The organism is Martinezella rhizogenes, from assembly GCF_000799715.1.
Taxonomy (GTDB): Bacteria; Pseudomonadota; Alphaproteobacteria; order Rhizobiales; family Rhizobiaceae; genus Rhizobium; species Rhizobium rhizogenes_C.
Genome location: NZ_JUHG01000015.1, coordinates 104,744 through 131,046, shown reverse-complemented (window position 1 = coordinate 131,046; position 26,303 = coordinate 104,744). Strand labels below are relative to the sequence as shown.

The 26,303-nt window shown below is 58.4% G+C and carries 21 protein-coding genes and 1 pseudogene; 16 read left to right on the top strand and 6 right to left on the bottom strand.

Annotated features, from left to right (window positions below):
- Positions 1–298 precede the first annotated feature (298 nt).
- From EX00_RS20725 to EX00_RS20715, 3 genes are all read left to right on the top strand, one after another.
- Positions 299–1,153, top strand: a complete 855-nt coding sequence (locus EX00_RS20725) for a glycosyltransferase family 25 protein (RefSeq protein WP_080761289.1) — start codon at positions 299–301, stop codon at positions 1,151–1,153.
- A gap of 3 nt (positions 1,154–1,156) precedes the next feature.
- A complete protein-coding gene (locus EX00_RS20720) occupies positions 1,157–1,651 on the top strand; it encodes a glycosyltransferase family 25 protein (RefSeq protein ID WP_052210830.1) in 495 nt (164 codons plus the stop codon).
- A gap of 171 nt (positions 1,652–1,822) precedes the next feature.
- A complete protein-coding gene (locus EX00_RS20715) occupies positions 1,823–3,757 on the top strand; it encodes a heavy metal translocating P-type ATPase (protein WP_047462119.1) in 1,935 nt (644 codons plus the stop codon).
- Between the two features lie 169 nt (positions 3,758–3,926).
- Here EX00_RS20715 and EX00_RS31500 read toward each other — a convergent pair whose 3' ends face one another.
- Complete coding sequence (locus EX00_RS31500) at positions 3,927–4,100, bottom strand: hypothetical protein (protein WP_155294097.1); 174 nt, start codon at positions 4,098–4,100, stop codon at positions 3,927–3,929.
- A gap of 180 nt (positions 4,101–4,280) precedes the next feature.
- Here EX00_RS31500 and EX00_RS20705 point away from each other — a divergent pair, with 180 nt between their 5' ends.
- From EX00_RS20705 to hemN, 10 genes and pseudogenes are all read left to right on the top strand, one after another.
- Positions 4,281–5,036 carry a CBS domain-containing protein gene (locus EX00_RS20705; RefSeq protein ID WP_052210827.1) on the top strand — a complete coding sequence of 252 codons (756 nt, stop codon included), beginning with the start codon at positions 4,281–4,283 and terminating at the stop codon, positions 5,034–5,036.
- On the top strand, positions 5,033–6,349 hold the full coding sequence (locus tag EX00_RS20700; protein ID WP_052210826.1) for an NRAMP family divalent metal transporter: 1,317 nt from the start codon (positions 5,033–5,035) through the stop codon (positions 6,347–6,349). Before EX00_RS20705 ends, EX00_RS20700 begins: the two co-directional genes overlap by 4 nt.
- Positions 6,350–6,567: 218 nt before the next feature.
- On the top strand, positions 6,568–7,281 hold the full coding sequence (locus EX00_RS20695) for a CBS domain-containing protein (protein ID WP_047462113.1): 714 nt from the start codon (positions 6,568–6,570) through the stop codon (positions 7,279–7,281).
- Between the two features lie 332 nt (positions 7,282–7,613).
- Positions 7,614–7,736: a hypothetical protein gene (locus tag EX00_RS32150; RefSeq protein ID WP_267884778.1), complete on the top strand. Its 123-nt coding sequence runs from the start codon at positions 7,614–7,616 to the stop codon at positions 7,734–7,736.
- 5 nt (positions 7,737–7,741) lie between these two features.
- Positions 7,742–9,502 carry a thiol reductant ABC exporter subunit CydD gene (gene cydD / locus EX00_RS20690; RefSeq protein ID WP_047462110.1) on the top strand — a complete coding sequence of 587 codons (1,761 nt, stop codon included), beginning with the start codon at positions 7,742–7,744 and terminating at the stop codon, positions 9,500–9,502.
- Positions 9,499–11,187, top strand: coding sequence for an amino acid ABC transporter ATP-binding/permease protein (locus EX00_RS20685; RefSeq protein ID WP_047462109.1), 1,689 nt, complete (start codon positions 9,499–9,501; stop codon positions 11,185–11,187). Before cydD ends, EX00_RS20685 begins: the two co-directional genes overlap by 4 nt.
- 81 nt (positions 11,188–11,268) lie before the next feature.
- Complete coding sequence (locus tag EX00_RS20680) at positions 11,269–12,870, top strand: cytochrome ubiquinol oxidase subunit I (protein ID WP_047462106.1); 1,602 nt, start codon at positions 11,269–11,271, stop codon at positions 12,868–12,870.
- A 5-nt stretch (positions 12,871–12,875) separates the two neighbouring features.
- Positions 12,876–14,030, top strand: coding sequence for a cytochrome d ubiquinol oxidase subunit II (gene cydB, locus EX00_RS20675; RefSeq protein ID WP_047462102.1), 1,155 nt, complete (start codon positions 12,876–12,878; stop codon positions 14,028–14,030).
- Between the two features lie 22 nt (positions 14,031–14,052).
- A pseudogene (cydX, locus tag EX00_RS31155) lies at positions 14,053–14,163 on the top strand (cytochrome bd-I oxidase subunit CydX); the annotation flags it as partial.
- A gap of 81 nt (positions 14,164–14,244) precedes the next feature.
- Positions 14,245–15,591, top strand: coding sequence for an oxygen-independent coproporphyrinogen III oxidase (hemN, locus tag EX00_RS20665; protein ID WP_047462097.1), 1,347 nt, complete (start codon positions 14,245–14,247; stop codon positions 15,589–15,591).
- 24 nt (positions 15,592–15,615) lie between these two features.
- Here hemN and EX00_RS20660 read toward each other — a convergent pair whose 3' ends face one another.
- On the bottom strand, positions 15,616–17,535 hold the full coding sequence (locus tag EX00_RS20660) for a hybrid sensor histidine kinase/response regulator (protein ID WP_047462094.1): 1,920 nt from the start codon (positions 17,533–17,535) through the stop codon (positions 15,616–15,618).
- 21 nt (positions 17,536–17,556) lie between these two features.
- Positions 17,557–18,315 (bottom strand): Crp/Fnr family transcriptional regulator, encoded by a 759-nt coding sequence (locus EX00_RS20655; RefSeq protein ID WP_047462091.1) that lies wholly within the window; start codon positions 18,313–18,315, stop codon positions 17,557–17,559.
- A gap of 144 nt (positions 18,316–18,459) precedes the next feature.
- Between EX00_RS20655 and EX00_RS20650 the strand changes: the two genes are divergently transcribed.
- The gene (locus EX00_RS20650) at positions 18,460–19,185 is read left to right on the top strand and encodes a response regulator (RefSeq protein ID WP_047462088.1); all 726 of its coding nucleotides are present in this window, start codon (positions 18,460–18,462) and stop codon (positions 19,183–19,185) included.
- A 25-nt stretch (positions 19,186–19,210) separates the two neighbouring features.
- Here EX00_RS20650 and EX00_RS20645 read toward each other — a convergent pair whose 3' ends face one another.
- Together EX00_RS20645 and EX00_RS20640 are read right to left on the bottom strand one after the other, a co-directional pair.
- The gene (locus tag EX00_RS20645) at positions 19,211–19,651 is read right to left on the bottom strand and encodes a hypothetical protein (protein WP_047462085.1); all 441 of its coding nucleotides are present in this window, start codon (positions 19,649–19,651) and stop codon (positions 19,211–19,213) included.
- A gap of 67 nt (positions 19,652–19,718) precedes the next feature.
- Positions 19,719–20,630, bottom strand: a complete 912-nt coding sequence (locus EX00_RS20640; protein WP_234709068.1) for a universal stress protein — start codon at positions 20,628–20,630, stop codon at positions 19,719–19,721.
- A gap of 194 nt (positions 20,631–20,824) precedes the next feature.
- Here EX00_RS20640 and EX00_RS20635 point away from each other — a divergent pair, with 194 nt between their 5' ends.
- Positions 20,825–22,009, top strand: a complete 1,185-nt coding sequence (locus EX00_RS20635; protein ID WP_047462081.1) for an acetate/propionate family kinase — start codon at positions 20,825–20,827, stop codon at positions 22,007–22,009.
- Positions 22,010–22,079: 70 nt separating this feature from the next.
- Positions 22,080–24,494 carry a phosphoketolase family protein gene (locus EX00_RS20630; RefSeq protein WP_047462079.1) on the top strand — a complete coding sequence of 805 codons (2,415 nt, stop codon included), beginning with the start codon at positions 22,080–22,082 and terminating at the stop codon, positions 24,492–24,494.
- A 374-nt stretch (positions 24,495–24,868) separates the two neighbouring features.
- Here EX00_RS20630 and EX00_RS20625 read toward each other — a convergent pair whose 3' ends face one another.
- Positions 24,869–26,260, bottom strand: coding sequence for an NAD-dependent succinate-semialdehyde dehydrogenase (locus EX00_RS20625; protein ID WP_047462076.1), 1,392 nt, complete (start codon positions 26,258–26,260; stop codon positions 24,869–24,871).
- Between the last annotated feature and the right edge of the window lie 43 nt (positions 26,261–26,303).

Genomic DNA, 26,303 nt, shown 5'->3' with positions numbered 1-26,303 from the left:
AAATTTTCGCGTTGATCCGTAGGGCGACTTCAGCGAAAAGCCTCTTTGTTCTTGGCGAATTCGAGGCACGCCTCTTCGCATCCCTTTTTGCGACACGCGCCTCAATCCCGCGGCATCGCGTCATTCCCGTTCAGACGATGAGGCCAGGCGCTCCGGTTAAGCGCGCCCTAAAAATGTAACCTGAATGGTCAATTTCACCTTTTTGACAGGTTTCTGTAAGCCGCCCGTAAGCCAGGCCAAACAATGTCCGCTCCGACAAACACAACAACGACCCTTCCTGTCGGAACGAGTACGTAGAATGAATGACAAAGATCTTAGCGATCTTCCTATGAAGACTTACCTCATCAATCTCGACCGTGCCGCGGATCGGCTGTCCGCCATGCAGGATAAGCTCGATAGTATGCGGCTGCCGTTCGAACGCGTTGCCGCGGTCGACGGGCGGGCGCTTGAGTTGCCCATTAGGGACTTCCGCGAGGGCACCTATAGGCTTCTGCATGGAAGATGGGGAAACCCTGCAGAGGTCGGCTGCTACCTTAGCCATATTGAATGCGCAAAGCGCCTGCTTGCCTCGGAGTCAGAATTTGCCCTGATACTGGAGGATGATCTCGAATTTCCCGCCGACTTGAAACAACTCTTGAGGGCCGCAATCGAGGCGAACGCCGATTGGGACATCTTGCGGCTTTCGACGGTCAATCGCGGCCGCAAATACCCGTTTGCCGACTTGACGTCCCAACGTTCCCTTGCCGTGGCGCTTACTCGCGAGAAAGGATCGGGCGCCTATCTGCTCAACCGGCGAGCGGCCGCGTGGTTTGTCGAAAAGCTCGTTCCGATGCGTTTGCCGTTCGATCTTGCTTTTGATCTTGAATATCTGGCGGGCCTGAAGGCCGCTTTTGTCTTCCCCGTGCCGATCAACCAGGATACTGGATTGCCGTCCCAGATTCAGGCCAAACGCCGAACCTATCATTTGCGGCAATGGCGCTACGTGACTGTTCAGCCCTATCGCGCATGGCTAGAAGCATCACGTTTTATCTGCCGTCTTCGGCAATTGACGTGGCTTTTGCTAAAGCATGCCTTCTTACGAAGAGTTGACAACCTTTCCTCAGGAACCCGCACAAAATCCTTATCATTGACGGACGGGAGCAGAGGTGACTGATCAATGGTTGCTTTGCCCACGAGCCTCGGTGTCTATGTCATTAACCTGGCCAGATCTGTTGACAGGTGGAAAGCTATCCGCTCTCAGGCGCTCGCCCATGGTATTCATATCACACGGGTTCCCGCCATCGACGGGCGTAGCATCGCTCCCATGGACTATATCGACGTCGATCACGCCAGTTTCTTCAGACACGGTGGACGGCAACTGCTGCCGGGCGAATACGGCTGCTATCGAAGCCACTTGCGCGCCGTGGACATGTTCTTATCCAGCACATTCGAGGCATCCATCATCATCGAGGACGACGTGGAAATCGTCGGCGACTTGCTGGAGCGAGCCTCGCAAATACTTGCCGCAGTGCCGACTGCAGACATCGTCAAGCTGTTCAATCACAGAATCCGTGGGTTTCGGCGGATCACCACGACGATTTCTGGAGATGAGATCGGCCGTTGTCTGCACGGTCCCCAGGGATCCGCTGCATGCTACACGAATATGCTGTGAACCGCGCTGCAGAGCGGAAGACGCGATCCATCCGCTGCTTTTTTTAAAATTCGCATGTCTCTCGGACGGGTCGCATTGAGACGGATCAATGTCTGTTCGATGGAAACGGTTCTAATCAGCTGATCGAGGGCAACAGCATATCGGCTACAAACTCAGCCATCGGAGCCAAGCATGACATTCTCCAGCGTGACCAGCACGGTAGTTTCTCTGCTAAAAACCGATGGGGCATCATTGGTGCTGATCGCATCATCTGGGCTTTTGGCAGGCCTGACCTTCGCAGTAATCGATAGCATCGCGCTTGCCTCATTTGTCTGGGCACTCGCCACCTTGCCGATCCTGGGCGCATTGTTGCTGCAGACCTTCCATACCTTGCGTCGTGGCGATTTCGGGTTGGATATCGTCGCCGCCCTGTCGATGGCGTTCGCCCTTTCCTTTGGCGAAAGCCTCGCAGCCAACGTCGTCGCGCTGATGTATGCAGGTGGACAGATGCTAGAGGGATATGCGTCCGACCGCGCTGCCCGTGAGATGACGTTGCTGATGGGACGAGTGGCACAAACTGCATTTCGCTATGTTGGCGATCGGTTGGAACTAACTCCTGTCGAGAAGATAGTTGCTGGCGATCACATCATGATCCGCCAAGGCGAAGTGCTGCCTGTCGATGGTATTCTTCTGTCTCCACGAGCTGTTCTTGACGAGTCCGCTTTGACAGGTGAGGCACTCCCTGTGGATCATCGGGCCAGCGAGGAAGTTCTGAGCGGAAGCGCATCGATCGGTCCCGTCTTTGCTCTCAAAGCACTTCGCCCCGCCTCAGAGAGCACATATGCTGCGGTTGTACGCCTCGTCGAGACGGCACAGAAGAGCAAGGCGCCCATGGCGCGTCTTGCGGACCGCTATGGCTTGGTGTTTCTGCTCATGACAGTAGCGATAGCGTCGACGGCCTGGTTGCTGTCCGACGATCCGCGACGTGCTCTTGCCGTTCTCGTCATCGCCACGCCCTGCCCGCTTATCCTGGCCGTACCGGTCGCGCTCATGTCGGGCATCTCGCGTTGTGCCTCGATAGGCTGTCTGGTGAAAGACGGCGGCGCCCTTGAAGCCTTAAGCCGAGTGCGGATTGCCATCCTCGACAAGACTGGCACTCTCACGCACGGCAAAGCCCAAGTCGTGGCGATTGGCTGTGTCGATTGGATCGATAAGGACGAGTTGTTGCGTCTCGCCGCCTCGTTGGATCAAGCATCAAGCCATGTCATGGCAGCTGCTTTGATCGCAGCGGCGCAGGAGCGCAATCTGCGGCTCTCGCCACCGACCAATGTCGAAGAAGTCGGTGGAATGGGGCTTGAAGGGATGGTCGACGGACGCCGCGTCGTGATCGGCGGTAGCCGCTTCGTGAAAAGCCGAAGTGCTCGGGGCGCTTCCCACGCCTTTGAAGATCATCATCGATCCGGTGAAGCTGCGGTGACAGTCGCAATCGACAGTGTTGTCGCGGGAAACATCATCATGGCCGATCCGGTGCGCGCAGAGGCGATCAGCGTTCTGCAGCGATTGCGCAGCGCCGGAATTGCGAAAATCGTTCTTGCCTCTGGCGATCGCCTGGATGTTGCCTCGCACGTCGGCAACATCCTCGGCATCGAACAGGTGCTCGGCGAACAGACACCTGCTTCGAAAGTGGAGGCCGTTATCGCGGCCAAAAGCTTCGGTCCGGTAATGATGGTGGGTGACGGCGTCAATGACGCGCCGGCGCTCGCGGCCGCCGATGTGGGTGTTGCTTTAGGCGCGCGCGGAGCGGCGGCCTCCTCGGAGGCGGCAGGTGTCGTCCTGCTCGTGGACCGGCTCGATCCGTTGGTAAGCGCGCTGGTTGTCGCCCGCCGGACCGTTGCGATCGCCCGCCAAAGCGTGGTTGCGGGACTTGGCCTTTCAGTTGCCGGCATGATCGCCGCAGCATTCGGCTATTTGCCTCCGCTGCACGGTGCCTTGCTTCAGGAAGTCATCGATGTCGCAGTCATCCTGAATGCATTGCGCGCCCTTGGGCCTCCCAAATCAGAGGATGGCCCATGCAACCACTTCGCGAATATCGCGACCAAACCTGCCTCCAAGGCGCAATTATACTGAAACACAGATCGCCGGATCACATCACCGCGTCTGTCACCCTTCGTCTGATCGGGAAGATTCCTCTCCTCATTGATTCTGATCAATGCCGCGTTGGCGAATATCCGCAGACTGCTTCCTGCAACCAAACCCATGAAGGAATCAGCAAATGCTAAGAGCCAGACGCGACAGCCTAGGCGGCGCAGCCTCTAAAGCCATTCCCTCCCTCGGTGAGGTAGAAGGCCGCATGATGGTTCTTGAACTGATCGCGCTGACGGCGCTCACCCGTCTTATGCGTCTTCATGACGTCGGAGCACGAGCCGATCTCATGAAAGCGATGCGACACGCCATCGATCGAAAATGCCATGACGCCAGACTATGCGGGACTGATACGCAGTCCGCCGAGACATATGCGGAGGAATTGCTGGCCTGCGCGCAAGAGCAGTCGATCGATCTGGAAGAAACCCGAAAACACGCCTGATACGCGCCCAGACGATCGAGACGGTTTCGAAGCGGCTGTGGCGCATTTCACTGCATCGCTGCGTCCATGGCCGGCGCGGTTCCTAAAATGCAGATGGTGAACGAAAAAGGGGTAGCAATGCAGGCCAAGGACATCATGACCAAGAACGTCATTGCGGTCATACCTGCGTTGAATGTTCGAAACGCGGCCTTGCTCATGCGCGCCAAAAATATCAGCGGCCTTCCGGTCATCGGCGATGACGGCGAAGTGTGTGGAATCCTGACCGAAGGGGATCTCATGCGACGCGTCGGTGACAATTGGGCGTCGCCAGTGAACGGCGCGGCGGCGCGTGACGGTCGGCATGGTCTGAACACTTTCCTTCAAATCCACAGTTGGTCGGTCGGCGAAGCGATGAATCGCCATGTTATAAGCGTTCCCCCTGATACCGATGTCGGGCGGATCGGTACCCTGATGTTAGCTCACAGGATCAAACGGGTTCCAATCATCAACGATCACCGGCTTGTTGGCATTGTCAGCCGATGTGATCTGCTCAACCTCATCATTGACGCGCACGGTCAAAATATCGAGAGCGAGGATGACGCCATACGGCGCGCCGTGACGGCACGCTTGGCGACGGATCTCGGGTTCGGAAACGATCAAGTGGAAGTCACCGTAAAGGATAGACAGGTGCAAGTGCAGGGGAAGCTCGATTCCAACATCCAGCGCCTGGCAATACGGAAACTTGTGAAAGGCATTCAAGGTGTTGGCGGATATATTGACCAGACAACGCTCCTGCCTTCCAACGTCATCAGTTTCTCCACCATGTCCAACGGTGCCAGATGACACAGGAACTGACCGCCCTTGAACATCATTCGTGGCGTTCGCGATTGTCAGGTCATCTGGCACGCCTGCGGGAACACCCGCTCGCCAGCGTTGGGCCGGGTCTCATCACCGGCGTTGCCGACGATGATCCCAGCGGCATCGCTACCTATTCCCAGGCAGGCGCTCAGTTCGGCCTGAACATGCTCTGGACCATGCCCGTGTCGTTTCCGATGATGGCCGTCGTGCAGTCGACCTGCGCGCGGATTGGGCGGGTGACCGGGCGGGGCTTGGCTGCAAACATCAAGGAAACCTTCCCGCCGCTCGTCCTCTATGCGGTGGTGTTCTCGCTTCTGATCGCCAATATTCTGAATATCGCCGCCGATGTTGCGGCCATGGGCGAAGTCGCGGAGTTGGTCACGGGCCTCAATCGTCACCTGATGACGATGTTCTTCGTCTTTGGGACGCTCGCACTTCAGGTCTTCATTCCATACCACCGCTACGTCGCGTTTCTGAAATGGCTGACGATTTCGCTACTAGCTTACGCGGCTGTCCTTTTCACCGTCCATATCGACTGGCAGCAAGTCGCCCTGAGAACGATATGGCCTGCGATTACCCCGACACCCGCCTACGCCGCCGTGGTCGTCGGCGTCTTTGGCACGACGATCAGTCCCTATCTCTTCTTCTGGCAGGCATCGGAAGAGGTCGAGGATATGAATGCGGACCCCAATGCGACGCCGTTATCCACAGATAGTGCGGCGGCCCCCAAAGAACTCCGACGAATTGGTTGGGATACCTGGAGCGGCATGCTCTACTCCAACTTCACGGCCTTCTTCATCATATTGGCAACGGCCGTTACGCTGCACGTCGCCGGCATCACGCATATCGACACTGCCGCTCAAGCTGCAAGCGCGCTACGGCCGCTCGCCGGACCGTTTGCCGCACTTATCTTCGCGCTCGGAATTTTAGGCGTTGGCCTCATCGGTGTCCCTGTTCTCGCTGGCTCCGCCGGCTATGCATTTGCCGAGGCCATGGGCTGGAAATTCGGACTGGAACGCGCGCCCAACGACGCCAGAGGCTTCTACACGGTGATCGCCATCAGCGTGCTTTTGGCACTGGTTATCCAGTATTCACCGATCACACCGATGAACGCCCTATTCTGGAGCGCCGTGTTCAATGGCCTGCTCGCAGTGCCCCTGCTCGTCGTCATCTTGTTGCTGGCGGCCAGCTCGAAGGTCATGGGCGTATATACGATGGGCAAGACCGCCGCATGCATTGGCTGGGCAACGGTTGCACTGATGGCGGTCGCGGCCGTGTTGATGTTCGTTCCGTACTAACCGCCCTGTGACTCTCCGCTTTGGCTGCTTGAAGTGGCCGCCCTACTTTCAAACGACGGTCCATTGTCGCGCAAACACGGCTTGCCAATGATCTCAGGTAGCCGCGCTCGGTTGATGTCGATCAAAGCGCGGCAATCGCCTCCTCTGTAACCTCCTAGGCACGGAACAACACAAACCCCTATCAGCAACACACTCCAAATCATCGCCGGGAGACGACCATGCTCATTCAAGAAATCATGAACGCGCCAGCTATCACCGTAGGGCCCAAGACATCTGTTATGGATGCGGCGATGGTGATGCTCGACCGTCACGTCAGCGGTCTTCCGATCGTCGATGCCGGCGGAAGCCTTGTCGGCATTGTCAGCGAAGGCGATTTCCTTCGCCGCGGGGAATTGCACACGGAGCGCAAGCGATCCTGGCTGCTCGAGTTTCTGACCAGCCCCGGCAAGCTTGCCGATGAGTATGTTCTATCGCATGGCCGTAGCGTTGAAGAAGTGATGACGTCAGAGGTTGTCACTATTGCTCCCGGTGCCACGCTCATCGTTGCCGTCGATCTGATGGAGAAGCATGGGATCAAGCGCTTGCCTGTTGTCGTACATGGCAAAGTGATCGGCATGGTTTGCCGATCAGACCTGGTGTGCGCATTGGCCAACATGCTGCCAAAAGAGAAGGTACAGGCCAGCGACGATCAGATCGCCGAGGCGGTCATTGCGGAACTGTCTCATCAGAGCTGGAGCCAGAACGGCTTTATAAAGGTCGGCGTTCAGAACGGCGTTGTCGAATTATCCGGCAGCGTCTTCGACGAACGAGAACGGCTTGCCGCGACGGTCGCGGCGGAAAATGTGCCCGGCGTCAAGTCCGTTACCGATCAGATCACATGGATCGATCCCTATCTTGGCGTTGCCATGCCGGCGCCGAGTGAACCGGTCTAAACAACGCAATCTCGATAAGCACGAGGGAAGAGGGTATAGCGGGGTGGCGAACGATTGGTTCGACACCCCATTTTGGCCGCCATCTGGATTCCTCGGAGAGCCAAAAACTATCTGTTGGGGACTGCCGAGATTTGCCGCACTGGCGGAGACGGTGCCTGACAAGACCTGTCTCTCATAGTTTTACGAGATTGACCTAGGTCAAAGCTAAGGCGGCGCGGGCAAATTAGAACACGTCAAGTTCAGCACGCAAATAGCCCGGACCAACCAATGATCTCGCGCCGAATGAAGTGCTTTTAGAATTGTCTAAAGACACTGCGGCGACGGAAACCACCATGAGCCTTCCGCCTCTCGTCCAATCCTTCGTTATCCATCTCGGGCTTGTCGAGGCGGTAAAGACGCGCGTCGTTTCGCTCGGCCACAAGCGCATGAGCGCCAATCCCACCGACAAGAGGTAGGCACGATGACCAGCGCTTTCTTCGATACGGGATCGGAAGTCGGTGGACAGGTGGAGACCGAGGTCACCGACAGGTCGATCCAACCGGCATCCATAAGCTACCGGTCGCCAAGGACAATGCCCGCCAAGCTGTCAAGGGCCGCTCTCGTGCAGACCCTAGCGTCTCTCCTCTGGATTCCTCAAGCAGCCTTGCTTGCCAGTGGAATAGGTGTGATCGCTGATGGACACAGCATAACCGCAACGGCGATACCGGCGCTGCTCGTCTTTGTGCTTGGCGCCCTCCGTGCCGGGCTGGACGCGCTTGGCGGACGTTTGGCCTTTCGGGCGGCGCGCGCCGAACTGAGCCGGCGGCGCGAGATTGCCGTTACAGCCCTTTCCGCCCGCTCGCCAATGGACAGCAATCGTCCGGCATCCGGCTTTGCCGCCAGCCTGATCGCCGAGCAGGCTGAAACCATCGTGCCCTATCTTGCTCGTTTCCGGCCGGCGCAGCTGAAGGCAAGCGCCGTCCCACTGGCCATATTCATCTGCGTTACGCCAGTCTCCTGGGTTGCAGCCCTCATTCTGCTCTTCACGGCGCCGCTGATCCCTGTGTTCATGGCCTTGATCGGCTGGCGAGCCAAGGCGGCAAGCGAAAAGCAACTGGCCGAGACCGGCGGGCTCAATGCTTTTCTCCTCGACCGACTGCGCGGCCTTGCCACCATTCGCGCGCTCGGCGCCGTCGATCGTACCGCCTTGCGGCTGCGGTCCGATGCCGAACTGCTCAAAATCCGCACCATGGCCGTGCTCAAAATAGCCTTCCTATCCTCCGCAGTGTTGGAGCTGTTTGCCGCGCTGGGCGTTGCCGCAATGGCCGTCTATGTCGGCTTCAATCTGCTCGGCGCCATCGATGTCGGCACATGGTCCGGCAGATTGAGCCTGACCCACGGTCTGTTCATTCTCCTGCTGGCTCCAAGCTTCTTCGAGCCGTTGCGCGAACTGTCGGCAGTCTGGCACGACCGGGCAGCCGGAGAAGCAGCCCTGGACGCTCTCGATGCACTGTTCGGTACTGGGATGATGCTGCCCGGTTGGCGCGATGAAAACACGGCGGAAACCAGCCGTGATCATACATTACCGTCAATCAATATCAGTCGGCTCCGTTTCCGGCATCAGCCCGAACGAATGCCTGTTTTCGATGATTTCAGCCTAGCAATCGCAGCCGGTGAGCATGTGGCTCTTCTGGGAGAAAGCGGCGTGGGCAAGACGACCATGCTGTCGTTGATTGCAGGTCTTGTTCCTCCAGAGAGCGGTATGATCCATGTCGGCGGGCAGCGGCTTGATGATATTTCCGCGTCCGCACTACGACGGCGCATGGCCTGGATCGGTCAGCGACCGCATATTTTTGCCGGCACGATGAACAGCAACATCACGCTTGGTCGCCCCGAAGTCAGTCCGCATGCAGTACAACAAGCGATCGATCTCGCCCGTCTGCGGCGGGTCGCAACCCAGCGCGGCACGGCGTCGATCGGCGAAGGCGGGTCGGGCCTGTCGGGCGGCGAGGCCCTCCGGCTGGCGATTGCCCGCGCCGCCGCGACCCCGCATATCGACATTATCCTTGCGGACGAGCCGACCGCGCATCTCGACACCGAAACCGCACGCGATATCACCGATGCATTGTTGGCGGTTGCTCGCGGACGGACGCTCGTTGTTGCCACCCATGATCCGGTTCTTGCAGCAAGAATGGGTCGGGTCATCCATATCGACGCATCGGTCCGGGAGGAAGCGGCATGACGTCGACATTCTCCGCTCTTTATCCCATCTGTCGGTTTTTCCTGGCGGGGTGTAAACGCGCATTGTTGCTCGGCGCACTGCTGTCAGCCCTCACTGTGCTTGCCGGCATCGCCTTGCTCGGGCTCTCGGGTTGGTTCATTACAGCTGCTTCGCTTGCCGGCCTGACGGCAGCAGCGATCACCTTCGATGTCTTTGCTCCGTCGGCCGGTATCAGGCTGTTGGCGATCCTTCGCACTGGCGCGCGCTACGGCGAACGACTGACCACCCATGATGCGACGCTCGGCCTGCTTGCGGCGCTACGCGAAAATCTGTTTCGCGGTTGGGCAGCACCCGGGGCAGCAGCGATATTGATGCACAGGCCGGCCAAGCTCCTTTTCCGGCTGACGGCGGATATCGACGCGCTCGATTCCCTTTATTTGCGCGTTCTGGTGCCGGCCACTGTCGCCATTGTCTCGGGCCTGGCAGTCAGCATCGCGCTGATGCTGCTCTCGGTCCCCTTCGGCCTGCTCGCGGGCCTATGGCTCATCGCTGCCGGTCTCGGCATTCCGGCTCTTGCGGGACGCTTGGCCCTGAAACCCGCACGGCGACGGGCGCACGCAATCGAGGCGCTGCGCTCGCGTGCTATCGATCTCGTCGCAGGACAGATGGAACTCGTCATGGCCAACAGGCTGCAGGCGCAATGTACGGCGATTGCCGCCGCCGATCGCCGTCTGAGCGAGGCAGACGACATACTGAACCGGATTGAAAGCGGAGTTACCATCGGTTTCGGCCTCGCTTCTGCGGCGTTGCTGTCCGGCACTTTACTGACCGTTACCTCGCTGGCCGAACGCGGCATTATCGGTGCACCGGTCGCCGCCTGTGGTCTACTGATGGCACTCGCTGCGCTCGAACCCTTTGCAGGGCTGCGTCGTGGAGCACTGGAACTCGGCCGCACCATACTTGCTGCCCGCCGGCTTTCACCGCGTCTGGTACAGGTTTCTCACTCTCCCGCACATCAGATGCCGCCGGGCGGTCTGGCCGTTCGTCTCTTCAGCGTTTCCGCCCGATATGAGGGAGCGGCAGTGGCTTCGCTTGAAGGCATCACACTTTCGCTGGCGCTGGGCGAGCATCTCGCGGTGATCGGCCCAAGCGGAGCGGGAAAATCGACCCTGTTTGCCATTCTCGCCGGCGAACACGCCGCCGAAAGCGGCACGGTCGAAACCGTGACGACCGCGATGCTGACCCAGCGCACGGAGCTTTTCCAGGACAGTCTGCGGGATAACTTGCGTCTCGCTGCCCCGGAAGCAAGTGACGAGACGCTGAGTGACACACTTGCGGACGCTGGCCTGCTTGCAGACATACAGGCCCTGCCGAAAGGCATCGACACGCGCCTCGGCGAAGGCGGGCTTGGCCTGTCAGGTGGACAATCCCGTCGCTTAGCACTTGCCCGCCTGTTCCTGCGCGGCACCAAACTCTGGCTGCTCGATGAGCCGACCGAAGGCCTTGACCGCGAAACCGGACGGGATGTCATGCGGCGCCTTGCCAGTCGTACCCGCGGCCGTTCGCTGGTGATCGCCACGCATATTCGCCGGGAAGCCGAGATCGCCCACCAGATCGTCGTTCTCGACAAGGGCCGCATCGTCGCTACGGCTCGGCGGGGAGAAACCGAATTTGACGCAGCACTCGCCCGGCTGAGGCAGGACTGAGACGTCTGACCGATCAATCATAGCCAAGGCCGTTCAAGGCTGCGGTGCATCAAACACCCTCAGGGGCGTGGGAGAAAGACTATGGAACTCGATATCGTCGCGCTATCGCGCCTGCAGTTCGCCATGACGGCGCTCTATCATTTTCTGTTCGTACCCTTGACGCTCGGCCTTTCCGTGCTGCTTGCCATCATGGAGACCACCTATGTCATGACCGGTCGTCAGATCTGGCGGCAGATGACGAAGTTTTGGGGTACGCTGTTCGGCATCAACTTCGTGCTCGGTGTCGCCACCGGCATCGTCATGGAGTTCCAGTTCGGCATGAACTGGAGCTATTACAGCTATTATGTCGGAGACATTTTCGGTGCACCGCTGGCGATCGAAGGGCTGATGGCCTTCTTTCTGGAGGCAACCTTCGTCGGCCTGTTCTTTTTCGGCTGGGAAAAGCTCTCCAAGGTCGGACATCTGGTGGCGACCTGGGCCGTCGCGCTCGGTTCCAATTTCTCGGCTCTATGGATCCTGATCGCCAATGGGTGGATGCAGAACCCGATCGGCTCGGCGCTCAACCCGCAGACCATGCGTATGGAGATCACCAGTTTCTACGATGTGGTCTTCAATCCGGTCGCCCAGGCGAAATTCGTTCACACCGTATCGGCAGGCTACGTCTGCGCTTCCATCTTCGTGCTTGGCGTCTCCGCCTGGTATATGTTGAAAGGCCGGCATATCGAGATCGCCAAGCGCTCGATGACGGTTGCCGCCTCCTTCGGCCTGGCCTCGGCCCTTTCGGTCGTCGTTCTCGGCGACGAGAGCGGTTATCTGTCGACCGAGCATCAGAAGATGAAGCTCGCGGCGATCGAGGCCATGTGGGAAACCGAGCCGCCGCCCGCCGCCTTCACTGCCTTCGGCTTTCCGGATCAGCAGGGACGAGAAACCCATTATGCCGTGCATATCCCCTGGGCCATGGGTCTGGTCGGCACCCGCTCGCTGACGACGGAAATTCCCGGTATCAACCAGCTCGAAAAGCAGGCGGAGACCCGCATCCGCGACGGCATCAAGGCCTATGATGCGCTGATGAAGATCCGCGCCGCCCAATCGACCGCCGCCGGTACCGCAGCACAGGACCCAGCCGCCGAGCAGGCACGCTCCTCTTTCGAGGATATCGGCCATGAGCTCGGCTATGCTCTGCTGCTGAAGCGCTATGTCGACGATCCCCGGCAGGCGACGGAGGCGCAGATCGCTCAGGCGGCGCGCGATACCATTCCCCATGTGCCGACGCTCTTCTGGTCCTTTCGCATCATGGTCGGGCTCGGCCTGTTCTTCATTCTGCTGACGGCGACCTTTTTCTGGCTTTCGGCCCGCCGTCAGCTCGATCGCTATCCACTGCTGCTGCGCATCGCTGTCTTTGCCATTCCACTTCCCTGGGTCGCTATCGAATTCGGCTGGATCGTTGCCGAGTTCGGCCGTCAGCCGTGGGTCATCGAAGGCGTATTGCCGACTGCTGCTGCCGTTTCCAATCTCGGGGCCGGCAGTGTCCTGATCACCCTGCTCGGCTTTGCGGCGATCTATACGGCGCTGATCGTCATCGAAATGAGCCTGATGGTGAAGGGCATTCGCAAGGGTCCGGAACCGGACGGCGAACCGGAAGCCGGTCTGATTTCAGAAACCCTCATTCCCGCTGCGGAGTAACCACCATGATCCTTCATGAATTGATCGACTACGAGACTCTTCGCATCATCTGGTGGCTGCTGCTCGGAGTGCTGCTGATCGGCTTTGCCGTGACCGGCGGCTTCGACCTCGGCGTCGGTACGTTGCTTCCGTTCGTCTCCAAGACGGACACCGAGCGGCGCATTGCCATCAATTCGATCGGCCCGACCTGGGAGGGTAACCAAGTTTGGCTGCTGCTTGGCGGCGGCGCCATCTTCGCCGCCTGGCCGCCGCTCTACGCAGTCTCCTTCTCCGGTTTCTATCTGGCGATGTTCGCGATCCTCTTCGCTCTCATTCTGCGGCCAGTGGCCTTCAAATACCGATCAAAGCGCGAGAGCGCTCGCTGGAAGGCAGGCTGGGATTGGGCGTTGTTCATCGGCGGCTTCGTTCCCTCGCTGATCTTCGGCGTGGCAGTCGGCAATGTGCTGCAGGGCGTGCCCTTCCGTTTCGCCGACGATATGCGGATCTACTATGAAGGCTCGTTCTTCGGCCTGCTCAACCCCTATGCTCTGCTTTGCGGCCTTCTCTCCGTCGCCATGCTCACCATGCATGGCGCCGCGTGGCTGCAACTGAAGACGAGCGGCGATGTCGCGGAAAGAGCACGCCGTTACGGCAGTCTGGCAGCGCTTGCGACGGTCGTGCTTTTTGCCCTTGGTGGCCTCGCTCTTTGGTATGGAATCGACGGTTATCGCATTACCAGCCAAATCAATCCGATCGGTCCGTCCAATCCACTCTTGAAGACGGTCGATCATAGTGCCGGTGCCTGGTTCGCAAATTACGGTAGCCATCCGTGGATGATGGTCGCTCCAATCTTCGGCTTCATTGGTGCCGTCGCCACGCTGCTGTCGATGCTTGCCGGCCGCGAACTCGCGCCGCTGCTCTTCAGCAAGCTCGCCATCTTCGGCATCATCTCGACGGTCGGCGTCTCGATGTTCCCGTTTATCCTGCCTTCTTCGCTCGACCCGCGCTCCAGCCTCACGGTCTGGGACGCGTCCTCAAGCCACATGACACTATTCGTCATGCTGGTCGCAGTGCTGATCTTCCTCCCGATCATCCTTCTCTACACCACCTGGGTCTATCGGGTGCTGTGGGGCAAGGTCGACGCCCAGACGGTCAACGACAAGAACGGACACGCCTACTGAACCCCATACAAGGAGAAAGAACATGTGGTATTTCGCCTGGCTCCTCGGCTTCCCGCTTGCCGCCGCCTTCGCTGTCCTCAACGCGATGTGGTACGAACTCGTCGACGATAGAGCGACGAACAACAAGCAGGGATAATGCTCAGGCGGCCGGGCACGCCACCCGGCCGCCTGCTAACCGATCGCTCCCCCAGATCTATTGAAAGACGCGTTTCCCGTGCTCACCAGTTCGCTTATCCGTTATGCTCAGCCCGCACCGCGCTATACCAGCTACCCCACCGCGCCGCATTTTCACGATGGCATCGACAATGCTTGCTATGCCAGATGGCTTGGCGAGACGGATCCACACAAACCCGTTTCGCTTTACCTGCATGTGCCCTTTTGCGATCGGCTCTGCTGGTTTTGCGGCTGTCATACCAAGCAGGTGCGACGCTACGATCCCATCGCCGATTATCTAGGCGTACTTGAGGCGGAGATCGCACTTGTAGCGAGGTTCCTTTCAGATCGGCGACGCGTCAGCGCCATTCATTTTGGTGGAGGCTCGCCGACCGTGATCGAGCCTGACGACATCGACAGTCTGCGCGCGAAGCTCGATGCCGCTTTCGATCTGGGCACGGATTGTGAGATCAGCGTCGAGATCGACCCGCGCAATGCAGACCATGACAAACTCCAGGCCTGGCACCGTTTCGGCATCACGCGGGCAAGCCTCGGCGTTCAGGATTTCGATCCCGGCGTCCAAAAGGCGATCAATCGACTGCAAAGTTTCGAGCAGACCCGCGCGATCGTGAACGTATTGCGCGACATGGGCATAGGCTCGATCAATCTCGATATCCTCTATGGCTTGCCGCTTCAGACAACGGAAACGTTGCGGAGAACCATCGATCTTGCCGTGTCGATGCGGCCAGATCGTATCGCGCTGTTCGGCTATGCGCATGTTCCCTGGATAAAAAAACACCAAAGCCTCATCGATCAAAATACCCTTCCCAGTCCGGTCGAGCGGTTCGAGATGGCAAGCCTTGGTGCCGCTCAATTGGCGGAAGCCGGCTATATCGCGCTCGGGATCGATCATTTCGCTAGGGAAACCGACGATCTCGCGACTGCCGCCAGCGATGGACGGATGCGACGCAATTTCCAGGGATACACGACCGACGATGCTGAGACGCTGATCGGGTTTGGGGCATCTTCGATCGGTAAGCTGCCGCAAGGCTATGTCCAGAATTCGGTCGCTGCCGCAGATTATATCGGCAAGGTGAGCGCCGGCGAGCTAGCCACCAGCCGAGGCTTTGCCCTTTCGATCTCAGACCGGGTCGTGGGCAGCCTGATCGAGAGCCTGATGTGCAGCTTTTCCTTCTCCCTCGCCGATCTGCGGCAGAGCTTCGGAATTGAAGTCGACCATTTGCTAGCCGATGTCGAGCGCATCGCTAAGGAGGAGCAGGAACTCATCCGCTTCGACGGCAATGTATTTATGGTAGAACCGCAAGGACGGCCTTTTGTTCGCCCCATTGCTTCCCGATTCGATCGCTACCTCGCGATCGCCAAGGGGCGCCATAGCGTTGCGGTATGAAGCATCTGGAGTCTACAAGAGACATCAATCGAGGAGTTCGCGCAGGCGGATGGCCAGTTCCCGGGCGGTATAGGGCTTCTTCAGCCAACTGCCAGCTTCTGCTAACTCTCGCCCGGCTATCGTAGGCTCGGCATAGCCTGAGGTGAACAGAACCTTGATTTCGGGGCGCATGGCCCGGATTTTATGTGCGAGTTCGTCACCTGCCATGCTGCCCGGCATCACGACATCGGTAAACAACAATGCGATGTCATGATTCTCCTGACAAAGGGCCAGAGCCTCGGTGCCATTGCTTGCCTCGACGACACTGTATCCGGCATCGAGAAGCCGCGAGACGGTGACGCGACGAACGCGTGCGTCGTCTTCGACAACAAGGATGCGCTCGAAGCCTCTCGGAATATTGGGTTTTTTGTCCTCATCGACGCGATCCCGTTCGATTGCTGCTGGCGCCTTTTGAGCTGGCAGGAAGATGCGAATGCTTGTCCCCTGGCCAATCTCGCTGTAGAGCTGGACAAGACCACCTGATTGCTTGGCAAAGCCATAGACCATGCTGAGGCCAAGGCCAGTGCCAGCCCCCATCCCCTTTGTCGTAAAGAACGGCTCGAAGGCACGTTCCTTTGTCTCGCTCGACATGCCAACACCGGTATCGGTCACCGTAATCAACACATATTCACCAGTGCGGACCTCCGGGTACATGCGTGCGTAGTCAGCATCGAGCCGCAGGCGCGAAATCTCGATCGACAAAAGCCCGCCGCGGGGCATTGCATCCCGTGCGTTGATTGCAAGATTGAGGAGAGCGTTCTGCAATTGTGAGCCGTCGACAAGCGCTTCGTTAGCGGAGCCGGTAATAACGGTTCGCAATTCGATCGCCTCGCCCAATGTACGACGCAAAAGATCGGAAAAACCGGAGACGAACCTGCCGACGTCCATAAGCTTCGGATTGAGAGGCTGGCGGCGGCCAAAGGCAAGCAGTTGCGCGGTCAGCTTCGCTCCGTCCGCAGCTGCGGCTTGCGCCTCCGAAGCCAGCGACAGCAGCTTCGTATCCTGCAGCCGAGCTTCGATCATTTCCAGGTTGCCGCTGATGACTGTAAGCAGATTGTTGAAGTCATGGGCCAGGCCTCCGGTCAATTGACCTATGGCCTCCATCTTCTGTGACTGGCGCAACTCTTCCTCAATCTTGTGGCGGCTGGTCAGGTCACGCACGAAGCCGGTAAAGATGCGCTTGCCGTTGGCGATTGCCTCGCCGACCGACAATTCCATCGGAAAAACCGTGCCGTCTTTGCGCTGCCCGCTAACGACCCGGCCATAACCGATGATGCGCCGCTCACCGGTGATCAGATAATGCGAGAGATAGCCGTCATGTGCCTCGCGATCCGGCGATGGCATCAGCATGCGAACATTCTTTCCGTAAACCTCTTCGGCCGAATATCCGAACAGTTTCTCCGCAGCCGAGCTGAACGAGCCGATAGTACCGGCTTCGTCGATCACGATCATCGCCTCCGGGACCGTTGCGAGAATTGACCGCAAATGCGCTTCTCGCTCCGCCAGATCCGCCTGTATCCGTTTCAAGTCGCTGATATCGGTGTTGGTCTGGACAATGACCGGCCGGGCCGGATCTACAGAAGACGCCACGACCCAGCGGCTGGAGATAGTAATCTGCTTGCCGTTCTTGCGGTGGTGAATAAGCTCCCCTTGCCACTCAACTTGCCCAGCGATCTTGTCGCGTATCGCGTCGAGAGGTTCCGGGAAGACGGTCGATAGCAAATCGTGAACAACTTGACCGATTGCTTCCTCCCGACTCCAGCCGTAGAGCCGCTCGCAGCCTGTCGTCCATCGGCTGATCACACCATCAAATCCGTGGACGATGATGTTCGCGCTGTCGAGGACTTCAGCGATCTCATCCAGTCTATTCTCGGCAACCTGTTGCCGTGGCGGCTGCTCGTTCATGTTACTTCCATTTGTATTCGGTTAGTGGCGACGGCGCGTACCGTCAAAAACAACGACAGACAAATTGCCGTCGTGGCATTCCTCACCATCTCCTGCAAGATGCACAAGCACTCCTGGCTTTGCAATGCGGATCGAGTGACGGCCAACCGCGCCGATGACACCTTTATTCGCCAGTTTCGTCATCGTTCTGGAGATGGTTTCGATGGTCAACCCGAGATAGTCGGCGATGTCAAGGCGAGTCATCGGCAGGTCCACAACGCTGGTTGAGCGGTCTTGCTCACGCTTGCGCCGAAGCTGCTGCAGCAAGAAGCTGCAAAGCCGCTCCTCGGCATTCTTGCAGGACAGCAACACCATTTGGTCCTGGGCTGCCGCCATTTCATCGCAGAGGCAGGCAAGAAGCTGCGGCCTCAGTTCCGGCGAACTGCCAACCTTATCCTCGAAGGCTCTCCGGGAGAAACGGCGCAATCTGACAGGGGTTACGGCTTCGGCACTATAGAGATAGTGATTTCTGAGCGACACGCCGACAAGATCGCCAGGATAGAGAAAGCCTGTGATGACGCGTCTACCGTCCGCCATGATCTTGAAAATGCGTAGAACCCCTTCCACCAGCTCAAAGAGATGTTTTGCCTGGTCGCCTTCGAAGAACAACGTTCTTCCGGCATCCAATTGTTCCAATGGTTGCTTCGAGAACAATGACTGAAGACAGATCGGTTCCGCTTCGAACGCAATAACAACGTCATTAAAAGTCTGAGCCTGTTCAATGCTATTCACTGACAACATGACAATGCCTCTCAAATGTTGTTCCGATGCCAGATAGATTGATGGCTTCCGAGTGACAGCCGAATGCCACACGTGTTAGAGATCGTGCAATTTTGTAACGGATTGTCACAGGGTCGAAGCCCGTCTTTACTGGAACCATTTGCAATGACCTCGGATCAGCAGCGGCGTGAACATCTTTTGGTCGTGGACGACGATCCCAGAATCCGGCAGATGCTGACACGCTACTTCGAGGACGAAGGATATGTCGTACGTACGGCATCGAACGGGCCCGAGATGCGAGCGTCTTTGCAGCAAGTGAGCTTTGATATCGTTTTGTTGGACTGGGTCCTGCCCGGCGGCGAGGACGGATTGGATCTTGCCCGCGAAATCCGCGGACAGTCGGACATTCCGATCATAATGCTGACTGGTCGCGACGATGTGGTCGACAGAATCGTTGGGATTGAGGTCGGCGCCGACGACTATATCGCCAAGCCCTTTCATCTCCGGGAAGTGCATGCTCGCCTGAAGTCCATTCTTCGCCGCCGTCAGTCGACACCGAAAGGTCGGGAAAACGAGCCAAGTGATGTCATTCGTTTCGAGGGCTGGCAGCTCGATATCGGCAAACGGCAGCTTCTGTCAGCGGACAACAACGAAATCGAATTGACCACCGGCGAATTCGACATGCTGGTTGTGTTTGCACGCCACGCCGGACGGGTCCTCAGCCGCGAGTTCCTAATGGAACTGACGCGCGGCCGGAATCTGGAAGTCTATGATCGAACGATCGATGCCCAGATTGCACGACTGCGCAAGAAGATTGAGGCGGACCCCACGCATCCACAGTTGATCAAATCGATACGCGGTGTGGGCTACGTGTTCACCGCAAGAAGATAATGGCCGGTTTGCTGCGAACGAATCCTCATGGGTCCCTTTCGTTGCAGAACATCATAAGCCCATGATCCAATCGATAGACTCGCTCCTCGTTGTGCATCTGCTCCCAATTGCCGGGATTTTGATTCCAGAATCTAATTTGGTTGCACTTGAGCTCCCTCGCCCGCGATCGAATGCTCGCAAACAGGGTTTGCGCAATGCCACGTTCATCAGCCGCACTAGCGACAATCAGAAAGGTGACGTCAAGCAGTCGCCCAACGGCGGGATGATCGCAGAGCCCGTAGATGCTTAGACCCTGTATGTAACCTCGAGGGTTGACCGCGGCGAGGATTTCGTCGTGGTGATTGGCGTCGGATGCCATCCGGCGCCATGCCACCATACCAAGGTTTGGAACTACTGCCTGGACAAGAGGATAGGCTTGCACGATCTGATCCGGCCGCAGCGCGGCAATAACATAAGTGCCAGCCATGCTTCTTCCTCTCCAAGAATAAAAACAATCGGCCACGCCTGCCGGCGGGGCGATGTGCCAATTCGTGTCAGCGTGTCATCATCAGAGGAACAGGCGTCTGCTCGAGCATCGAGCGCGTCGTCCCTCCGAAGAGCCACTCACGCATCCGCGAATGCCCGTAAGCACCCATGACAATCAGCTCGGCACCGATATCGATCGCATGCTGACGCAGCACGTCTGCGACAGCGCGGCCGCCGCTGGGCAGAACATCGACTGAGACCCGGATTCCATGTCGTGCGAGGAAGGTTGCAACATCGGCTCCGGGCTCTTCGCCGTTGCTGCCGATCGTGGCGGATGGATCGACCATGGCAACACACACGTTATCGGCCGCAGTCAGTTGCTCCATCGCAGCACGAACAGTCAGACTTGCTTCGTTGCGGGAGTCCCAGCCGATCAGCACTGTTTTTGGGCGAAGAGAGGCTGGATATCCTTTGGGCACGAGCAGGATCGGCGCCGGCGACTGAAACAGGGCTCCGTTCAAAATTTCCTGCCGCATATCGTCCTGGGTAAGAAAGCCACCGCCGATCAGTGTCAGGTCTACATAGCGCGCCAGTTGTCCGATTTCATTCTCCGCCCATCCGTATTCCGTAAAGAGCCTGCCCACCTCGAACGAAATATCGTCCGCCTGCAATATGGTTTTGGTGGCCGCGACCTTTCGGCGAAGGGCTCCGGTCTGGCGCTCACGTTCCTCGAGCCAGGCTGTGGAGGTCACTTCGCCATATCCACCGATTGGTGGAGCAGCAAGTGCTGTCACCAGCACCGACAGGTGGGCTTTCGACGCCCGGCACAATTCGATTGCAGAGTGCAGATCGTCATCGTTTTGATTGACGCCGATGATACTCAAAATGGTCTTGGCTTGCATGGTCACACCTCTTGTTTGAACTTGTTCGATTGGTGTGAGTTTAGGCACCACGGCGTGCTGCACCTTGATCTTGGTCAAGACGACGGATCGAAGATCGATCGCCAGCGTTACACAGCTTGATATGGGTCAATGCGAAAGGCGGAGGCCCGCCTTAGAAGCGATGGCAGTGTTCAAGCTCTGCGGGTTGGGCGGAAGCTCGGCGCAACATTCCATCGCAGCCGACTGTCTCGGCTCATCGTTGGGAAGCTGATTTCCAAACCGAAGGAACCATCATGACGGATGCCAAGTTGCTGCTCACATTCAATGCAGGCTCGTCAACGCTCAAGATCGGTTTATTCCAGTGTGATATGAACGGTGCGCGTCGCATCGGCAAGGGCTTGGTCGACTTCAGCAGGCGCCCATTGTCGCTTCACCTGACAGAAGGACCAGCAGTCTTCGACACCTCCCTACACGCCGAAGGTGGAGAAGATCTGCGCAATGTCATCGCCGAAACATTCGAAGCACTCGGCAGGCATTTCGACATGGATGCAGTGCGTGCCGTCGGCCATCGCGTCGTTCATGGCGGCGATCGGTTCACCGGCCCAGTTCGTCTCGACGGGACTAGCATCGGCGATATAGACCAACTGACCACGCTCGCGCCTTTGCATCAGCCTCAGGCGCTCCGCTTGATTCGTGCCGTGCAACATCTGCGGCCGGCGCTTGCACAGACGGCCTCCTTCGACACCGCCTTCCACGCAACCCAAAGTGACCTCGTTCGCCGATTTGCCCTGCCCCGCGCCTTGCACGAACAGGGGATCAAGCGCTACGGCTTTCATGGTCTTTCCTATGCTTTCATCGCCGCCGAACTGGGGCTACGCGCGCCGAAGATTGCGGCAGGTAAAGTGATTGTCGCGCATCTTGGCAGCGGCGCCAGCCTCTGCGCCCTCGACGGCTATGAAAGCCGTGACTGCAGCATGGGGTTTTCAACGCTCGACGGCATTCCGATGGCAACGCGCTGCGGCACCCTCGATCCCGGCGTGGTGTTGCATCTTCTGGGGCCGAAGGGCCGGACCGTGCGAAACCTCGAGGACATGCTCTATCATCGCTCCGGCCTGCTCGGTGTCTCGGGTATCAGCGGCGACACGCGCGATCTGCTGAAGGACGAGCGTCCTGAGGCGCGGGAAGCTATCGATCTCTTTACCTTGCGCATTGCCGGCGAAATCGGCCGCATGACGGCGACGCTGGGTGGCCTGGACGGCATCGTCTTCACCGCCGGGATCGGCGAGCATCAGCCGGAAATCCGCGCCGCGATCTGCGACCGCCTGCTGTGGCTGGGCCTTGCCCTCGACAGCAAGGCAAATGCAGCCAACGCAACCATCGTCAGCACATCGGCCAGTTCTGTCGCGGCGTTCATCATCGCAACGGACGAGGAGCAGATCATTGCCAATGAAGCCCTCTCAATTCTGGCGGCCGAGTGATCCAGATCAACAGCCCATCGTGTCGTTCGCAGTAATCTGACGCACAACCATATCGAATTGGAGCAACCCCATGGAAAAGCCGCCAGCCGCCACGTTTACACATCCGCTCGACGGCGCCGAGCTCGATCTCATCAACCGCTATTGGCGCGCCGCCAATTACTTATCGGTCGGCCAGATCTACCTGCTCGACAATCCGCTACTGCGCGAACCATTGAAGGTCGAGCATATCAAGCCGCGCCTTCTCGGCCATTGGGGCACGACCCCAGGACTCAACTTCATCTATGCCCATCTCAACCGGATCATCCGCAATCGCGATCTCGATATCATCTATATTTGCGGCCCTGGCCACGGCGGCCCGGGCATGGTCGCCAACACCTATCTCGAAGGCACCTATAGCGAGATTTATCCGGATATCGCCGCGGACACGGATGGCATGCGCAAACTATTCCGCCAATTTTCCTTTCCCGGCGGCATTCCGAGCCATGCGGCGCCCGAGACACCCGGATCGATCCATGAGGGCGGCGAACTCGGCTATGCATTGGTGCATGCCTATGGCGCCGTCTTCGACAATCCCGATCTGATCGCCGCCTGTGTCGTCGGTGACGGCGAAGCCGAAACCGGCCCGCTTGCCGCCAGCTGGCATTCCAACAAGTTTCTCAACCCGGCCCGCGACGGCGCGGTGCTGCCGATCCTGCATCTCAATGGCTACAAGATCGCCAATCCGACCATCCTTGGCCGCGACACCGACGAGGACCTGCGTCATCTCTTCATCGGCTACGGCTACGAGCCGTTCTTCGTCGAAGGTTCTGACCCGCACCAGATGCATCAGGCGATGGCTGCGACCTTCGAGCAGGTCTTCGACCGCATCCGCGCCATCCAGGCCGAAGCCCGCACCGGCGCACCGGGCAATTTCTGCCCGCGCTGGCCGATGATCGTGCTCAGAAGCCCGAAAGGCTGGACGGGGCCGAAGGAAGTCGACGGCAAGAAAGTCGAAGGTTTCTGGCGGGCGCATCAGGTGCCGGTTTCCAATTGTCGCGAGGACGCCAGCCATCGAAAAATCCTGGAAGACTGGATGCGCAGCTATGATCCGAAGGATCTTTTCGATGCCGACGGGCGTTTGAATGAGGAATTATCTGCGCTGGCACCGGCAGGCGAACGCCGCATGGGTGCCAATCCTCATGCCAATGGCGGTCTGCTACGCCGTGAACTCGTTGTGCCCGATATCCGCGACTATGCGGTTGCCGTCGAGGAGCGGGGCAGAACAATGGCGCAGTCAACCGAGATCCTTGGCCATTATCTGCGCGACATCCTCACCCTCAATGCTGATCGCGCCAATTTCCGCATCTTTGGTCCAGACGAGACGGAATCCAACCGCCTTGGCAGCGTCTTCGAAGTAACGAACCGCGTGTGGATGGAGGAGATAAAGCCCTATGACGTCAGTCTTGCCCGCGATGGCCGGGTCATGGAAGTACTCAGCGAGCATCTATGCCAAGGATGGCTGGAAGGTTATCTGCTGACCGGGCGTCATGGTCTGTTCTCCTGCTATGAAGCTTTCATCCATATTATCGATTCCATGTTCAATCAGCACGCCAAATGGCTGAAAGTGTCGCGCGAGCTGCCATGGCGCAAGCCGGTTTCCTCGCTGAACTATCTGCTGACCTCGCATGTCTGGCGACAGGACCATAATGGCTTCAGCCATCAGGATCCCGGGTTCATCGATGTTGTTGCCAACAAAAGAGCTGACACCGTGCGCATCTACCTGCCGCCGGATGCCAATACGCTGCTATGGACAGGCGACCATTGCCTGAAGACCTATGACCGCATCAACGTGATTGTCGCCGGCAAACAACCGGAGCTGCAATGGCTGTCGATGGATGAAGCAGTCAAGCATTGCGAAGCCGGTATCGGCATTTGGAATTGGGCCTGCAACGAACAAAGTGCAGTTGAACCGGATGTCGTCATGGCCTGCGCCGGCGATGTCCCTACCATGGAGACGCTCGCTGCTGTCGATCTTCTCCGCCAGAATATTCCGGAACTATCGATCCGCGTGGTCAACGTTGTCGACCTGATGGCGCTGCAATCGAAGGAGCAACATCCGCATGGTCTCGCCGACGAGATCTTCGACAGCGTGTTCACACCGGACAGGCCGGTGATCTTCGCCTATCATGGCTATCCCTACTTGATCCACCGCCTCACCTACCGGCGCACCAACCACCGCAACTTCCATGTCCGCGGCTTCATCGAGGAAGGAACGACGACGACCCCCTTCGACATGACCGTTCTCAACGAGCTCGATCGCTACCATCTTGCCATCGAAGCAATCGAGCGCGTACCGGGTCTCAAGGAAAAGGCACAGGATGTGATCAAGCTTTTCCGCGACAAGCTCGAAGAACACGGTCGCTACATTCGCCAATACGGTGAGGACATGCCGGAAATCAGCAATTGGAAATGGCCCTATAACGCCGATGGGGATCGTTTGTCCTGAAGTGATGCACTATCAAGGGACCGGCTGAGGTGGTCGGTTCCTTGAGGAGTGTGGGGCGATATAAAAGCCTGCCCTTTTTTGCGTGCGGCAACGATCGTGATAAGGATCTGATGTCATCGCAACAGACCGGTGGAGAACCCGAAACGGAGGTCGATTTCAGCGGTCGGCAGGTCTTTTGGGGGGTGCTTGCCAACCCGACCGCCTCGTCGATGATCTTGTCCTGGCGCAATTGTCAAGCGCGAGTGATCCAACCGTTCAGCGCGGCTGGTGGCGTTACGGTAAGCTCGAGCCGATCCTGATCCAACTCGAATATTCCATGGACTCATCAGAATTGCGGTACCGATGGCACCGCAATTCTGAAAGCGGTCTGCAGATCAGAATGCCGCATCGATGTCGACGACACCGATCAGCTTGTGATTGACGAACTCCTTGATGCCCAGACCCAGCAATTCTCGGCCATAACCGGAACGGCGTATGCCACCGAACGGCAGGTCAGCCTTGACCATCGTCGGATGGTTGACGAACACCATGCCGGTCGAAATCTTCTTGGCCACTTCCACGCCATGCTTAGGGTCGGACGTGAAGACTGAACCGCCCAGGCCGAATGGCGAATCGTTGGCGATGCGCACGGCATCATCTTCGTCCTTGGCACGGAACAGCATCGAGACCGGGCCAAAGAATTCCCAGTAGCGGGCCGGATTGTCCTCGGCGATTCCAGTTAATATCGTCGGCTGAACGAAAGCGCCCTGGTTTGGAACCTTGGGACCCACCTCTATTGCCTTGGCACCGTGGCCGATCGCCAGCCGGATCTTGTCCTTGATCTCATCGGCTGCGGCCTGCGAGGACAACGGAGCCAGAGTGGTCGCGGGGTCGAAAGGATCGCCCGCGCGCAACCCGGCCACGCCAGCCGTATAACGCTCGAGGAACTGATCGTAGACTTTGTCCACAATGATCATTCGCTTGGAGGAGACACAGACCTGACCGCCGTTCCAGTGACGACCGAAGACTGCCCACTTCGCCGTCTTTTCGAGATCGGCGTCAGCCAGCACCACGAAGGCGTCGGCGCCGCCGAGTTCCATTGTGGACTTCTTCAGAGCCTTGCCCGCCTGGGCCGCAATGATCGCCCCGGCGTTCTCAGACCCGGTGAGTGCGACGCCATGAACGCGCGGATCGTTGAGAATGAGCTCGACTTGCGAGCGCGTCGCATAGAGGTTCTTGAAAGCCCCATTCGGCAGGCCGGCCTCATGCATCAGTTTCTCGAAGGCGGCGGCACTCTGGGGAACATTAGACGCGTGCTTGAGCAGCATCGTGTTGCCGGCCGACAATTGCGGCGCGATGATGCGGGCGATCTGATAATAGGGGAAATTCCACGGCTCAATCGCAAGCAGCACGCCCAGGGGGTCATGCACGATCATTGCTTCTCCTTCGGCGGGATCGGCCACCGCCAATTTCTGCGGCGCGAGCAACTTTTCAGCATTTCCGGCGTAATATTCGAAGATCTTGGCCGATAGTTCGACTTCCGCTCTAGCCTCTGAAAAGAGCTTGCCCACCTCGATCGTAAGCAATTTGGCGTAAGCGTCGATGTCTTTGCGCAGGATGTGCACTGCGCTTTGCATCACCTTGGCGCGCTCGGCGAATGCGGTTTCCTTCCAGGTTAGGAACGTCGCGTGGGCGCTCTCGATGGCCAGCTTGACGTCGGCGTCGGTGGCGTTCGGAAAAGTCTTCAGCACTTCGCCGGTATAAGGGTTTGTTGTCGTGTATGACATGACGGCTTCCTTGCTCGTTGCACGAGGCCCCAGGAACTCAAAT